The 13,568-nt window shown below is 69.4% G+C and carries 12 protein-coding genes and 3 pseudogenes; 5 read left to right on the forward strand and 10 right to left on the reverse strand.

The window, feature by feature from the left end; translation table 11 throughout:
- Nucleotides 1-15: 15 nt before the first annotated feature.
- The 6 genes from ACZ60Q_RS21845 to ACZ60Q_RS21870 form a co-directional block, all read right to left on the reverse strand.
- Entirely contained in the window at nt 16-915 is a 900-nt protein-coding gene (locus ACZ60Q_RS21845; RefSeq protein WP_469637015.1) for a Pvc16 family protein, read from the reverse strand.
- Nucleotides 916-919: 4 nt separating this feature from the next.
- Nucleotides 920-1,669, reverse strand: a complete 750-nt coding sequence (locus ACZ60Q_RS21850) for a hypothetical protein (protein WP_469637018.1) — start codon at nt 1,667-1,669, stop codon at nt 920-922.
- Complete coding sequence (locus ACZ60Q_RS21855; RefSeq protein ID WP_469637021.1) at nt 1,662-2,543, reverse strand: T4 family baseplate hub assembly chaperone; 882 nt, start codon at nt 2,541-2,543, stop codon at nt 1,662-1,664. Before ACZ60Q_RS21855 ends, ACZ60Q_RS21850 begins: the two co-directional genes overlap by 8 nt.
- Nucleotides 2,544-2,605: 62 nt before the next feature.
- Complete coding sequence (locus tag ACZ60Q_RS21860) at nt 2,606-3,130, reverse strand: phage tail protein (protein ID WP_266931071.1); 525 nt, start codon at nt 3,128-3,130, stop codon at nt 2,606-2,608.
- A gap of 37 nt (nt 3,131-3,167) precedes the next feature.
- A complete protein-coding gene (locus tag ACZ60Q_RS21865; RefSeq protein ID WP_469637025.1) occupies nt 3,168-5,018 on the reverse strand; it encodes a phage tail sheath C-terminal domain-containing protein in 1,851 nt (616 codons plus the stop codon).
- 528 nt (nt 5,019-5,546) lie between these two features.
- On the reverse strand, nt 5,547-5,867 hold the full coding sequence (locus ACZ60Q_RS21870; RefSeq protein ID WP_469637028.1) for a hypothetical protein: 321 nt from the start codon (nt 5,865-5,867) through the stop codon (nt 5,547-5,549).
- A gap of 322 nt (nt 5,868-6,189) precedes the next feature.
- Here ACZ60Q_RS21870 and ACZ60Q_RS21875 point away from each other — a divergent pair, with 322 nt between their 5' ends.
- Entirely contained in the window at nt 6,190-6,393 is a 204-nt protein-coding gene (locus ACZ60Q_RS21875) for a hypothetical protein (protein WP_469637031.1), read from the forward strand.
- Nucleotides 6,394-6,535: 142 nt separating this feature from the next.
- Nucleotides 6,536-6,895 carry a DinB/UmuC family translesion DNA polymerase gene (locus ACZ60Q_RS21880; protein ID WP_469637033.1) on the forward strand — a complete coding sequence of 120 codons (360 nt, stop codon included), beginning with the start codon at nt 6,536-6,538 and terminating at the stop codon, nt 6,893-6,895.
- Between the two features lie 113 nt (nt 6,896-7,008).
- Here ACZ60Q_RS21880 and ACZ60Q_RS21885 read toward each other — a convergent pair.
- Nucleotides 7,009-7,278 (reverse strand): annotated as a pseudogene (locus tag ACZ60Q_RS21885) (hypothetical protein); the annotation flags it as partial.
- 413 nt (nt 7,279-7,691) lie between these two features.
- Nucleotides 7,692-8,909: a hypothetical protein gene (locus ACZ60Q_RS21890; RefSeq protein ID WP_469637036.1), complete on the reverse strand. Its 1,218-nt coding sequence runs from the start codon at nt 8,907-8,909 to the stop codon at nt 7,692-7,694.
- Nucleotides 8,910-9,056: 147 nt separating this feature from the next.
- Between ACZ60Q_RS21890 and ACZ60Q_RS21895 the strand changes: the two genes are divergently transcribed.
- Together ACZ60Q_RS21895 and ACZ60Q_RS21900 are read left to right on the forward strand one after the other, a co-directional pair.
- Complete coding sequence (locus ACZ60Q_RS21895) at nt 9,057-9,239, forward strand: hypothetical protein (RefSeq protein ID WP_469637039.1); 183 nt, start codon at nt 9,057-9,059, stop codon at nt 9,237-9,239.
- Nucleotides 9,240-9,461: 222 nt separating this feature from the next.
- On the forward strand, nt 9,462-10,868 hold the full coding sequence (locus ACZ60Q_RS21900; protein ID WP_469637042.1) for an IS1380 family transposase: 1,407 nt from the start codon (nt 9,462-9,464) through the stop codon (nt 10,866-10,868).
- Between the two features lie 211 nt (nt 10,869-11,079).
- Here ACZ60Q_RS21900 and ACZ60Q_RS21905 read toward each other — a convergent pair.
- A pseudogene (locus ACZ60Q_RS21905) lies at nt 11,080-11,390 on the reverse strand (helix-turn-helix domain-containing protein); the annotation flags it as partial.
- An 80-nt stretch (nt 11,391-11,470) separates the two neighbouring features.
- A pseudogene (locus tag ACZ60Q_RS21910) lies at nt 11,471-12,222 on the reverse strand (transposase family protein).
- Between the two features lie 115 nt (nt 12,223-12,337).
- Between ACZ60Q_RS21910 and ACZ60Q_RS21915 the strand changes: the two are divergent.
- Entirely contained in the window at nt 12,338-13,465 is a 1,128-nt protein-coding gene (locus tag ACZ60Q_RS21915) for a tyrosine-type recombinase/integrase (protein ID WP_469637045.1), read from the forward strand.
- Nucleotides 13,466-13,568 lie beyond the last annotated feature (103 nt).

Here is a 13,568-nt window from a genome sequence, read left to right on the forward strand (position 1 = left end):
TGTTCCGCACTCGGTTCAGCCCTTGTCGTCCGGCGTCGGCGCGTCGCTCTCGGCGGCTTTACGAGTACGGGGCGGGGACGCGCGCCTGGCAGTTGCCTTCGCGGACTTGGCGGGGGTCCCGGCAGGTGCCTTGGCCTCGGCTTGGGCGGCGGTCTTCGCAGGAGTTTTCGCGGGGGCCTTCGCGGCCGGGGGCGCGCCCTTCGCCGTCCCCGTCTCCGCTCTCTCGGCCCCGTCTGCCCCGTCTGCCCCGTCTGCCCCGTCCGCCCCGGGCACCCCGTCCGCCCCCGGCGGCACCGGTGCTCCGGGCGCCCCGAACGGCAGCACCCGTACCGTGCGTTCCTTCACCGGCTTCGCCGGGACCGGCTTCTCGCGGCCCTCGATCACCACCAGCGACGCCTGATAGGCCACCGACAGGGTGTACGGGGTCTGGTGCAGCATTCCCCAGAGCTTGGACGTCTCATCGACGTCCATGACGGTCGGGGTGAAGCGCACCTTCTGTACCGAGTCCGCCAGGTCGCTGCCCGACAGATACGGGCGCTCGGCGGCCAGCTCGATCAACTCCTTCGGCAGCACCGGGATTTCGTGGAGGATGCGGATCACACAGCCGAGCAGCCGCTGCCCGACGAGTTCCGCCTCCTCCCCGTACGCGCTGATCACGTAGTGCAGGTCCAGCGGCGCGACCGCCCGGTTGCGCAGGGTGCCGTCCGAAGCGCGCGTCGGCAGATCGTTGTTGCGCATCGAGGCGTTCGGGGTCACTTGATAGAGGAAGACCGTGATGGTCGGCTCGCTCGGCGGCTCCGATGGTGGCTTGCGGGTCTCCACCTTGACCGCGATGTCCATCTCCGGTCCCAGGTTGCTCTCGATCAGTAGGGCGAGCGCCTGGGTGACCGTGGCGACGGCGAGTGCGTTGCTCATGTCGTCAATCCCTCTTCCCACCGCGCGACAGGTAGTCGTCCAGAGTCAGTACGGGGGCCGGCCGCCCGGTCCGCTGTGCGGGGCGGCCACCCGGTGAACCGTTCGTCCCGGGCGGCGGCGCCGCGCTGACCTCCAGCCGGCCGATCTGCACATGGACGACGCGTTCGGCGGGGCGCGGCGCACGCCGCCCCACCGAGCCGAGCGCCGCACCGCGCGCGGCGGCGGTGTCGGAGCCGCGCGGAGCGGCGGGCGAGGCCGTACGGGCGAAGCCGGCGGCGTACGGGGACGGTGCGGCCGCCACGGCCGGAGACTGCGCCGGGGCCTGGGGCGCGGACGGGCCTCCCCGTCGCGCCGCCCGTGAGCCCTCCGCCGTACCGGGCCGGAGTGCCGGTGACGGAGCGGCCGCGGGGCGGAGCAGGAGAGTGGGCGCCGGTGCCGGGGGCCGGAGCGGCTGCCCCCTCTCCGCTGGCCGTGGTGCCCGCTCGGTGCGTACCTCGGTGTGCCGTTCGGTGTGCGTCTCCCGCTCCGGCCGCACCGGCAGGGGCGGACCGCTGGGGGCGGGCAGGGGAGCGGAAGGGATGAGCGCGGCCGGTTCGTCCGGCTCGGGCGGACCCTGCCGCATGGCCTCCGCCCGCTCGAACGGGCCGGGCAGCCGTGGCCGTACCCGTACCCGCGCGCCGGAGCCGCCGGGACCGCCGGGGCCTTCGGCCACCGGCGCGTACCGGGCGAGGAGCCGGTCGAAATAGTCAGGCATCGGTGCACAGCTCCAGGTAGTAGCGACGCCGAAGGGGACTGAGCGCCAGAATGTCCGGCTCGCTCCAGCCGTATGCGGTGGCGAGGAGATGGACGTCCAGAAGCACGTCCCGTGCCCAGTTGTCCAGTTCGGTCCAGAGGTAGAAGGAGATGTCCAGCTCGGCCGCGGTGGCCCCGTCGCACTCGGGGCACACCACGTTCAGCGTCACTTCGGACGTCGGGTCCGCCTCCGCGGCCTTCTCGGCGATGAGCCGTTCCACCCGTTCGGGGAGCAGCTCGGCCAGCCGCTCCGCCGGGACAAACTCCCCGTCCCGCTGGGCCCGCAGCGTGCAGTCCGTCACGAGCCGCCGGCGGGCCTCGGCGGACGACCTGGCCGGCTCAGTAGCCCCAGCCACCTCAGCGCCGCCGGCCACCCCAGCAGCCTCAGTCACCCTGGCGGCTCCAGCGGCTCCAGCGGCTCCGGCCGCTGCGAGGTCGGCGACGGTCGGCAGCCGGAACTCGACCACCCACCCGTCCTCCGTCACCCGCAGCGGCAGGTCCGGGACCGCTCCGCGTGCGCCCAGGGCACCCGCGTCGAGGTCGAACTCCATGGCCTCGCCGCAGGCGCCGCACTCGATCCGCACCTGCATCAACTCACCGAACAGCGAGCGGCGCAGTGCGAACAGATCCGCTTCTCGCTCACCGACCGGCACCGACAGCAACGTGTCCGTACCGGTCCCCGGGCGGGCCGCCCGGTGCAGCAGCAGCGATCTGCCCGCCGCACCCAGGGCCAGCCCGGACTCCCACGCGGCCAGCAGCTCGGCGGGACCCACCGGGCCCGCACCGGGCACGGCCGCGGCCACGCCCGGCGTGACCCGGGCGGCTCCGGGGATCATGTCCGGTCCCCGGCCGGACTACGACGAGGCGCCATCGTCTTTCCTCCGTGCATGTGCGAGCTTCAGGCAGGGTGGGTGAACGACGGCTCGGCCGGTTCCGGAACCTCGTAGTCCCGCTCCCAGCCCTCGCATTCCAGCTTCACGCTCTGGATGGCGACGGCGTTGGCGTTCGCGTCGAGCTCGCCCATGACCTGGTACTCGCTGACCCAGGCCCGGTAGAGCTTGTGTGAGACCGCGACCTGCCCGGCCTCGTTGAGGACCTGGATGATGATGTCCTTGCGGAAGTCGCGCAGCGACACCTCGGAGCCGAGCCCGGCGCCCACCTGCCAGACCTTGTTGGCCCAGCGGTCGAACTCCGGGTCGTGGGTCACGCCGCGTTCGAGCGTGACCCCCTCGAACTCGGAGCGGCCCGGCGACTTCCGCGGCGAACTGGGGTCGCCGCCGTGCCGGTGCTTGACCACTTCCGTGGTCCGCTTCAGGGGACTGATCTTGCTGATGCCCGCTACCGTTCGACCGTCCCACAGGACCAGGAACTTGAAATTCTTGTAGGGGTCAAAGCGATGGGCGTTTACCTGGAACTCAGCCATCGGTTTCCTTCGTGTTCCTTTACCTCGGGTCCTTGGATTACGAGAGGTCGAACTGACCGGCCATCTGCTGGATCTTGACGATCACGAACTCGGCCGGCCTGACCGGTGCGATACCGATCAACACATTCACCACACCGCGCTCGATGTCGGCATCGGTGGTGGTGTCCTTGTCGCACTTCACGAAGTACGCCTCACGGGGCGTGCCGCCCTTGAACGCGCCCCGGCGGAACAGATCATTCAGATAGGCCGAGGCATTCAGCCGGATCTGCTGCCACAGCTGCTCGTCGTTGGGCTCGAAGACCACCCACTGGAGTCCCCGGTACAGGCTCTCCTCGACATGCAGGGCGAGCCGGCGCACCGGAACGTACTTCCACTCGCTCTCCAGCGCGTCCGCGCCCTGAAGCGTCCGCGCGCCCCAGACGAGCGGTCCCACCACCGGGAAGGTCCGCAGGCAGTTGACGCCCAGCGGGTTGAGCAGCCCGTTGTCCCGGTCGGTCAGCCTGACCGTCAGGGACCGCACCCCGGCCAGCCGGGCGTCGGTGCCCGCCGGTGCCTTCCAGACGCCGCGCTCCCCGTCCGTACGGGCGATGACGCCGGCCACCGCGCCCGAGGGCGGGAACGACCGCAGCCGCCCGGTCAGTGGATCGGTGAGCTGGAGGTGCGGGAAGTACAGGCCGGAGTGGTCGCTGCGCACCGCGTCGAACGCACCGATCCCGGCCCGCGCCGCGTCGACGCTTCCCCAGGTGGACGGCGAGTCGACGAGCAGGAAGATCCGGCGCTCGCGGCAGAGCCGCTCGGCCGCGGACAGCACGGTGACCATGTCCTCGGTCGACTCGTACGCCGAAAGCTCGGGCAGCGCCAGCAGGTTGACGTCGTCCACGTCGCGCAGCGCGTGCACCCCGGTCTTGCGGGCCTCGCTGCCGATGAGGTCGAGCGGTCCGGGCGCGTCGCCGTCCTTGCCGCCCTCCAGCGGGAAGACGGGCGGGTTCACCGAGGCTTCGAGACCGAGGTCGTTGGCGCACTCGCCGACAAAACGCACGATGTCGTCCGGGTCGACGGAACCGGCGACGACCTGGATGCGGCGCCCGAAGGCGATGACCTCGGCACCGGCGAAGGCGTGCTTGCCGGGGGCGTCGGGCAGGGCCCGCAGCTTGCGCTCCAGGAGCAGGGCCAGTTCGGTGACCGTGCGCGGCGGCTCGCCGTCACGGTCGGGCTCGAAGAGCGTGAACTCCCGCTCCACATCGCCGATCTTCACCTTCAGCTCGACGTTCAGGTCGGGCAGCTTCGCGGCGAACGGCTTGGAGACGGTGCCGGACGGGTCGGGCCGGTCCTCGTCGAGAACCTTCACGCGGACGAGCGCGGATCCGGCGCCCACGACCGTTTCGACGAAGCGGCCGTGACCGGAACGCATGGACACGTTGGTGAAGGACTCGCGGGCACCGCCGCGGGCGTCCAGGACATGCAGATTGAAGGTTCTGTCCGGGGTGGGCGTGTCATGGTCGACGGCCACCCGCAGCCCCGAACCCCACACACCCGGTTCCTTGGCGTGCACCTCCAGCACGGGGCACGCGCTGCGGCCCTCGGTGGACTCCAGGGTGACGCAGGCCTCTTCACCCGTGCCGGCCTTCGCCACCCGGACGACGACCGCGACCGCCCCGCCGTTGCCGAAGAACTGGTGCACGGCGTAGCTGACCGCGCTCTGCGAGGTGAGTCCGCCGAAGCGCCGCTCGAAGTCGGCGAAGCTGGTGATGCGCACCGGTTGGTTGAGCGGTCCTCGGCGGGTGTGCCCCACGAAAGCGGTCACCGATGTGGTGACCGAGGCGATGGTCCGAACGCTGCTGGGGAGTTCTTCGATGTAAACGCCGGGATAGCCCATGTGCGTCGGCATTCCCCCTCCATTCCCTTCGCGCACCAAGAGATGAGGAGAGGAGGTGAAGGAATTGCCCGCCGATCATGTGGTCGCGGACATACGATCTTCGCTGCTTCCCCCGCCGCACACCCCGTGCGATCTATGTCTCGCAGGGCCAATTCGCATGCACATGCGCTTGTGGCTCCTGATGCATGAGTGCCTCTGCGAGTCTCGTTCTTGTACCAAGAGATGGTCAAGGAGGTAATCCGGTCATCCGGAGAAAAGTGTCCGTGAATATCTGGCAGGGTCTGTTCTGCGTGGTCAGTCGGAGATCGGTGATCGAACATGGAGGCGGATTCACCGGTACTCCACGTTCCATGCCGCACGAAGGAGTGATTTCGGCCGTTCATGGAGTCCTTCGGTGCGTCGACTTGTGTCTTGTTCAGGCGGGAATATTCCGGTTTCGGTGCGAGGGTGTGTGGGAAGGCCGTCGATCGGGGCGGTGATCGTTGGAGTGCACAGGTCAACCGGTCACCCCGTCAGCCAGCCAGCCGACGAGCTATTCAGCTATTCAGCCGGCGAGCCGGTCGGACCGGCCGACTGAGCCTCCAGGGCGGCGCAGAGCCAGTCCTCGGACGCGCCGAGCGTCGGCTCCGGGGACCCGGTCAGCTCGGCGGTGAGTTCCCAGTAGCGGCTGATACGGGGGTCCGCCGTCCGGGCCAGCAGACCGCTGAGCCGGTGGCGGAAGACAGGGGTGTCCCGCAGGCCGCGGAAGTCGGCGAAGGAGGCGACGAAACAGTCGAGAGCGTCGCCCTCGCACGGCGGCCGGCCCACCCGCAGATCGGATGCGGCGAGCACGAACGCCTCACGGAGACCGTCATAGACCACCTCCGGACGGCAGCTCTCGCCCAGCAGGAGGAATTCGGGGCGGCAGACATTGATGCCGGAGCCGGAGTTGACGGCGGAGGCGAGGGCGTGCAGCCGGGCGAAGGCCAGTACCTGGGGGCGCAGTCCTGGAGCAGTTGGAGCGCGGACTCCCGCCAGCGCATCGCGGTCATGCGCGTGCCGAGCTCCTTCAGCTGGTTCGCGATGACGTCCTCCAGCGCGACATGTCCGTCCAGCACCCGGCCCACGTCCGGCACCGGCAGGTCCAGCGTGCGCAGCGAGCGGACCAGCCGGAGCCGGTCGAGCGCCTCGGGCCGTAGTGGCGATGGCCCCCCGTGCTGCGCGCCGCCTCGGGCAGCAGACCACGGTCCGAGGAGAAGCGGACGGTCTTGACCGTGGCTTCCGCCCGCTCGGCTGTGCCACGGTGGTCCGCGACGACCCGTACGAGATCGCCACGTTCCTCCGCACCGAGCCGACCGCCGCCCTGCCGGGCATCGGCCCCAAGACCGCGCGGACGCTCGCCCGCTAGGGCGTCACCATCGTCGGCCACATCGCCGACACTCAGCTCCCCACACTCCAGTGCATCCTCGGGACCGGCCGCACACCAGGCCCACGACCTCGCGCACGGCATCGACGAGTGCCCCGTCGTCCCGGGCGCCGCACCCAAGACCATGAGCGCCGGCCACCACTTCGACCGCGACGAACTCGCCCCCGACCAGCACCACCGCACCGTCCTCCGCCTCGTCCAGGAGCTCGGCGCCCGGCTGCGCATCAGTGGGGAGATCACCCAGGCGCTCACACTCACCGTCACCTACGCCGACCACACTCAGACCGCCCGCAGCCGCACCCTCACCGAGGGGACCGCCCACCCCCCGCCCTGGCCCCCACCGCCCGCGAACTCCTCACCGGACTCGGTCTCCAGCGCGCCCGCGTCCGCACACTCGTCCTACGAACAGAACGCCTCCGGCCCGCCGAGCACCAGTCCACCAGCTCACCTTCGACGACCGAGACCAGAAACACCGCCGCCTTGAGACGGCCCTCGACAGGGCCGCAATCCGCTACCGCCCCGGCATCACCGGGCCCGCTTCGACCTTTCCACAGGCTGGATGAGCCGCGACGGCCCGGCGGCACCCACACGCCCCGCAGGTCGGTAGGCGGCGATGCGTTCGGCCAGCTCCGCGCGATTGTGCGGAGGATCGGACACACAGAGAGCCTGGGCAGCCCTCGCCATGTCGTCGATGTACCCGTCGCACCCGTCGCACCCGTCGCACCCGTCGCACCCGTCGCACCCGTCGCACCCGTCGCACCCGTCGCACCCGTCGTACCCGCGTCTGCGGCCAGCGGCCGCGTACTGCTGGTGGGCGCGGAGGAAGCTGTCCACCTCGGCGATGTGCACCCAGCACAGCAGGTGCGGTCGGCAGGAGGCTCGGGTTGCCCGTACGAGGTACCCGATGTGTCCCGTGACCAATAGTCCGGGGCTGTTCTCAGTGGTTTGCCAGGCGTACGTTCCGGCCATGACGACCACGCCGAACCCGCGCACCGCCCGACAGGACCAAGACCCCGCATGGGGTGTCACCGGCTCCTGAACGACCGCTGCCGCGCCCCGGAAGAGAGCTCCGGGGCGCGGCAGCGGTATGAGCGGGTCTGCTGGGCGAGGCCTTGACGATGGCGGTGGCGTGGCGTCCGAACGGCTGGATCGAACAGCATGCTCGTCGGACCGGTGGTCCTGGTCCGGAGCGAGAGCCTTAAGTCTGGCCCCTGTGCGTTTTCCTGCTGGTCGGGAGGGCGGCCGATGTGCGACCAGCCTCGATGGTGCCTGTGGTCCGGTCAGGAATCGGAGGTGTCGCTGGTGTGCGGGGTGCGGTCGTCCAGGGTGATGGTGACGAGCGGGCCGTCGTCGGGGGAGAGGGCGACGATGCTGTTGCCGATGCGTTGGTAGACGGCCTCGGCGAGTTCCCGGTCGCCGTCGCCTTCGGTGGCGGTGTTTCGCAGGTGGGACAGGCTGATGAGGACGGCGATGAGTGAACGGCCCGAGATGTTCGCCGCGATGCGGTTCTCGCCTTGGTCTGCGATCTGCGGAGGCATCCGGAAGTGGGGGTGCCCGCCCGCCCAGCCGGACAGGAGTTCCCACAGGTCGCGGTGGCACACCAGCACGGCGGAAGAGATCCCTGCGGCCTGCGTCAGTACCCTGCTGTGCTCGGGGTCGGTGGCGGGTGGCCTCTGATCTTCGGCCTCGCCCTGCGAGGCGGCGGGGAGACGCTCGACGAGGCCGGCAACCTCCGCGCGCAGGGCGGTGATCTGCCCGCCCAGCTCCGCGACAGCGGAGGGCACGTCGTCGGCCTCGGGGCCGGGGAGCGCGGCAGCTACCGCCTCGCGCACAGCCTCAGCCACCTGCTCCCGCGTCAGTGGGGCCCCCGTCTCCGGCCTGGCCTGTGGTCCGTCCTCATCGCCGGGCCCGCTCTCGACCGCGGCGTTGGTTTCGACAGCGGGCACGTCAGCCGTATCCACACTGTCTGCCGGGGCGGGGTCTTCCGCTGCCGGTGGGGTGTCAACGGTGACGCTGTCCACTCGCTGCTGCGGCACCGCGTTCAACAGGGACCTTCCGGCGTGCACGGTCTCCGCCGTGGTGCCGTACCCGTTGCCCGCGACCGCTGTGACCGTCGCCGCAGCTGGTGCGGGAGCCAGGGAGGTGACGTCCTGTGCGACGCCGGCAAGGGTCGCCTGCACGGCGGTCACCAGTTCGTGCAGCTGGCGCAGTTGGTCAGCGGTGGCGCTGTCTCTGTCCGCGTCCCGGGCCGCATACGGCATGGGCAAGAGCTTCTGCGCGTCCTGGAGCGCCCTGGTCGTGCGGGCGAGCTCCTTGGTCACGGCGGTGTGGGCATCGGTGTTGGTGTTCTTTACGTCTGTGAGTCCCCGGTCGAGGGTCTCGCTCAGCGTGGTGCTGGTATGCAGCATCGCCTGATGCAGCATGGTCAGCCCGCTGGGGGCTTCGTCGCGGTCCCCGTTGCCGTCCGCGTCGTCTCCGCCGTTCTTACCGAATAACACGGCACCCTCACTTTGGGTATACGTACAGTTACGCAGGTAGTCTTTCGTGTGACTGCCACTCGTACAGCCGATTTCCGCAGGTCCGGGGCGAATGGCCGGATTCCGCGTAACGGTTGATAGGTATACGGTTCAACTCCCGCCGAGCCGATGAGAAGCCGTGCTCGCCGGGTCCGGTTCCCGCTGGTTCGGTGGGCCCTCGCCCCGCGCGCGACGTGGCAGGAGCGGCGCCTGGCCGCCGAGTACGGCGACGGGATGGACGCCCGGACCGTGTGGGTGATGGCTCGCCTCGCCCGCCACCCGGAAGAGCACGACCTCGCCATGCACCCCTGAACACCGAGCGCGCCACCGACTGAGCCCGGCCCCGGTGCTGCGCTGAAGGGGCAACCGGGAGCGTTCCCGGCCGGGACCAGTGGCTGAGTTGGCCCTTTAGCCTCGGGCTTTCATGAGCGGGATTGTTCGGGTCTTGATCAAATAAACAGAGAGTGCTTCTGACCTGCAACGATGGGACTTGTCTAGGGTCCTGTCCGCAGCAAGGAAAGAAGCACTCTCCAGGTGAACAAGCGTATCGGGTCGTACCCGCGTGTCCGCGTCCAGGGCGACGGCAGTGCCGTGGTCTCGCAGGCCGGCGGGGTGCTGCTGCTGGAGACCGTGCGCAAGACCGGGTTGGACGCGGCGATATCGGCGGCGTTGACGCCGTGGCGCAAGCCGCGTGCGGTGCACGACCCGGGCAAAGTGCTGCTGGACCTCGCGCTGACGGTGGCGCTGGGCGGGGACTGCCTTTCCGATGTGGCCGTGCTGCGGGCCGAGCCGCGGGTGTTCGGTCCGGTGGCCTCCGACCCCACCGTCTCGCGCCTGGTGGCCTCCGACCCCACCGTCTCGCGCCTGGTGGAGACCCTGGCCGCAGCCGGGCCCCGCGCGCTGACTGCGATCCGCCGGGCCAGGGCCGATGCCCGCGAACGGGTGTGGAAGCTGGCCGGCACCGATGCTCCCGACGCTGCCGGCCAGGTCGTCGTGGACATCGACGGGGTCCTGGTGCTGGCCCACTCCGAGAAACAGGACGCGACCGCGACCTGGAAGCGGACCTTCGGGCACCACCCCCTGATGGCGTTCGTCGACCACGGCGCGAACGGGTCCGGGGAGCCGGTGGCCGGGCTGCTGCGGCCGGGCAACGCGGGCAGCAACACCGCCGCCGACCACATCACCACCACCCGCATGGCCCTGGCCCAGATGCCGAAGCACTACCGACGAGGTCGACGGACCCTGATCCGCACCGACTCCGCCGGCGGCACGCACGAGTTCCTGAACTGGCTCACCGCGCGCGGACGGTGGCTGTCCTACTCGGTCGGGATGACGATCACCGAGGCGGTCCACCACGCCGTGCTCCACGCCCCGGCCCCGGCCTGGACGTCGGCGGTCGAACCCGACGGCCGGGTCCGCGACGGCGCCTGGGTCGCCGAACTGGCAGGCGACGTCCTGAAAGGCTGGCCGACCGGGCTGCGGCTGATCGTCCGCAAGGAACGACCGCACCCCGGAGCCCAGTTGAGGTTCACCGACGCCGACGGCATGCGCCTGACCTGCTTCGCCACCAACACCACAGGCACCGCGATCGCGGCCCTGGAACTGCGGCACCGCCAACGCGCCCGCGCCGAGGACCGCATCCGCGCCGCCCGCGACACCGGCCTGCGCAACCTCCCCCTGCACCACACCGCCCAGAACCAGCTCTGGCTGGAGATCGTCCAACTCGCCCTGGACCTCCTGGCCTGGATGCCCATGCTCGCCCTGATCGGCCAATCCCGCCGCTGGGAACCCAAACGCATGCGCATGCGACTGTTCTCCGCCGCCGCCCGCCTGGTCACCACCGGCCGCCGCCGCATCCTCCGTCTGGCCCGCCACTGGCCCTGGACCGACGTGATCACCACAGCCTTCAGTCGACTGCACGCACTGCCAAGCCCCACCTGACCAGCAGCGAGGCCCTATCCCAACCAGCAGTCGAGCCCTCCGGAGCCGTGGAACCCGGCGCACACCCGACGCGACAGCCGGGTGCTCGGCCTACCCACCGTCGCCCTGACAAGCCGAAACGGCCCACCGGATGAACCAGCGGACCGTCACGAAAGATCGAGGTTAGCGTTTGATTTGGCCCGGTGTGGCTGATTTCTTCACCGTCTTGATCCCGCACGAGCGTCCATCGCTGGTCCTCCCAGCCGTGCGCGGCCGGCCCCTTGGCCAGCTCCGCCTCCAGCTGGGCGAAGTGCTTCTCGCTCAACCTCGGCAGCGACGCAGGTCCCTGCGATAGCAGAGCCCGTGGGCCGCCCTCGTCCCACATCTGCCGCCATCGCTGCACGGAGCGGACGCTGACCCGCAGGTCCTGGCGATCACCGGGCCCGCGTCGCCCTGGGCGAACCGCCCGGCCGCCTTGAGCTGTAACTCCTCGCGGAACTGCTGCCGTTCGGCGGTCAGCCCGCCCCCTTGCGGATACCGCATGCACCGGAGATACCACACGGACGACGAGCCGTCAGCCCCTACGACTCCACGAGTTCAATTTCAGTGAGCCTTTTCCAACCTCACGCTGACGCATGATGAAGGACAAGGACGGCCTTCACGACGTCGGTGATTCGGTTGGTGCTGCAGCGGAGCTTCCTCAGGAGGCGCCAGCCCTTGAGTGCGGCCATGGCCTGCTCGCCGAGGCAGCGGATCTTCGCGTGGCTGCTGTTGTGGCGGCGCTTCCATCTCTTCAGTTGGCGGCCCCCGGTACCCGGACGGGTCCGCCGGCTCCTTGATACGCCTTGTCCGCCCAGCATTTGAGGCCCGCCTCGGTGAGGGCTTCGATGATTCCATGCTGTCGGGCGGCGGTGAGGTCGTGGGTCGAGCCGGGCACTGCCGGTGAGGCCCGGAGCAGCCGTCCGAACGGATCGGCGAGGACCTGGACGTTCATGCCGTGGCGTTTGTTCTTTCCCGAGTAGTACGGGGTGTCGGCGGCGATGCGGTCGATCGGCAGCAGGGTGCCGTCGAGGATGACGAACGCCTTCGTCCGGATCGTTCTCATCGCCTCGCTGAGGGTCGGGGCGAGGGCGGACAGGGCCTCGACGGCTTCGCGTATGTAGCGAAACACGGTCGCGATTCCGACACCGAAACCCGCGGCGAGCTGGGCGTAGGTGTCGCCGCACCGCAGGTGGGCCAAGGCCAGGAGGGCCTGGCGGCCGACCGATAGTCGCCGCCACCGCGTCCCGATCTTCTTCCGCCTGGCTGTCAGTTGTCCGGTCAGGAACCGCAGGGTGCGGCTGGACAGATCGATCGAGGACCGGTAGACAAGCACGCGAAGCTCTTGGCGGACATGGGTGATCTTGGTCGAGAACCCGTCTACCAGGAGCTTCTTCGTTGTGCAGGATTGTCCAACTCGCGGTCAGCGCCGCCAGCTTGGAAAAGGCTCAGTGACCGGGCGCGCCAACGTCGCCAGCATCATGCTCTCCGTCCGGGCGTTCTATCTCGACATCGCCCAGTGGGCCATCGACGAGCCGGCGCGCTGGGGGCCTTGGGCGGTACCGAGTCCGATCAAGGACGCGGCTGTCGCTGTCGTGAAAGACAACAAGCGGCGCAAAGCCCGAATGGACCACCGGACGCGGGAACGACTTCCGGCTCTGCCCGCTGTCGCCCGAGCGGCTTCAACATGCCTGAACGAGGCCAAAGCCCGACTACAGACTCTGATGGACACCCCGCCAGGTGATCAGTTCGCTTTCGCGGGCGACACCTTCAGACGGGCAGCGAAGGACGGCACGACCTGGGCGGTGAACATCGCCACCGGCCGGCGCGTCGACCTGGCCCTCGCCGAGAGCCGCGCGTTCTGGGCCTGGGCGATGGTCGAGTTTCTTCAGCACACTGGTGTCCGCATCGAGGAGATGCTGGAGGCCAGCCATCACAGCCTGATCCAGTACAGACTGCCTACAACTGGCGAGATTGTCCCCCTCCTGCAGATCGCGCCGTCCAAGACCGACGAGGAGCGGGTCATCCTGGTCAGCCCGGAGCTCGCCGATGTGCTCAGTGCGATCATCGCCCGCATCCGCGACCCGCGCAGCGGTGCCGTTCCCTACGTCTCCAGCTATGACATGGCCGAGAAGACCTGGAATCCGCAGATGCCACTGCTTTTCCAGTGGTGCCGCAGCGGCGAGAGTTCCCGACTCTCCCCGAAGCTCCTGCGCCAAGCACTTCAAGAGGTGCTGGCCTCCACGAATCTGACCGACTCAGCCGGGCAGCCGTTGGACTTCTCGCCCCATGACTTTCGGCGGATCTTCATCACCGATGCCATCCGCAGCGGCCTTCCCCCGCACATCGCGCAGGTCATCGCCGGGCACACCAGCATCAACACGACCATGGGATACAACGCCATCTATCCCGGCGAGGCCATCGAAGCCCATCGCGCGTTCATCGCCCGGCGCCGAGCACTCCGCCCCAGTGAGGAATACCGAACCCCCACCAACGAGGAATGGGATGCCTTCCTCGGACACTTCGAGCGACGCAAACTGTCCATCGGGATCTGCGGTCGCGCATTCGGAACCCCCTGAATCCACGAACACGTCCCGTTGACCGAACTAGTTTTGACTCCCTTAGAGGTCAACTCATAGTGACTGTAGGGGTGTTGTGGCTGCTACTGGCGGGTGGCGGTGA

Source organism: Streptomyces sp. NPDC104313, from assembly GCF_055583985.1.

Coding starts and splice junctions, on each gene's coding strand:
- ACZ60Q_RS21845 (WP_469637015.1), bottom strand. CDS start 915: ATGAGCAACGCACTCGCCGTCGCCACGGTCACCCAGGCGCTCGCCCTA.
- ACZ60Q_RS21855 (WP_469637021.1), bottom strand. CDS start 2,543: ATGATCCCCGGAGCCGCCCGGGTCACGCCGGGCGTGGCCGCGGCCGTG.
- ACZ60Q_RS21895 (WP_469637039.1), top strand. CDS start 9,057: ATGAGAAGCCGTGCTCGCCGGGTCCGGTTCCCGCTGGTTCGGTGGGCC.
- ACZ60Q_RS21865 (WP_469637025.1), bottom strand. CDS start 5,018: ATGCCGACGCACATGGGCTATCCCGGCGTTTACATCGAAGAACTCCCC.
- ACZ60Q_RS21850 (WP_469637018.1), bottom strand. CDS start 1,669: ATGCCTGACTATTTCGACCGGCTCCTCGCCCGGTACGCGCCGGTGGCC.
- ACZ60Q_RS21875 (WP_469637031.1), top strand. CDS start 6,190: ATGGCCCCCCGTGCTGCGCGCCGCCTCGGGCAGCAGACCACGGTCCGA.
- ACZ60Q_RS21880 (WP_469637033.1), top strand. CDS start 6,536: ATGAGCGCCGGCCACCACTTCGACCGCGACGAACTCGCCCCCGACCAG.
- ACZ60Q_RS21860 (WP_266931071.1), bottom strand. CDS start 3,130: ATGGCTGAGTTCCAGGTAAACGCCCATCGCTTTGACCCCTACAAGAAT.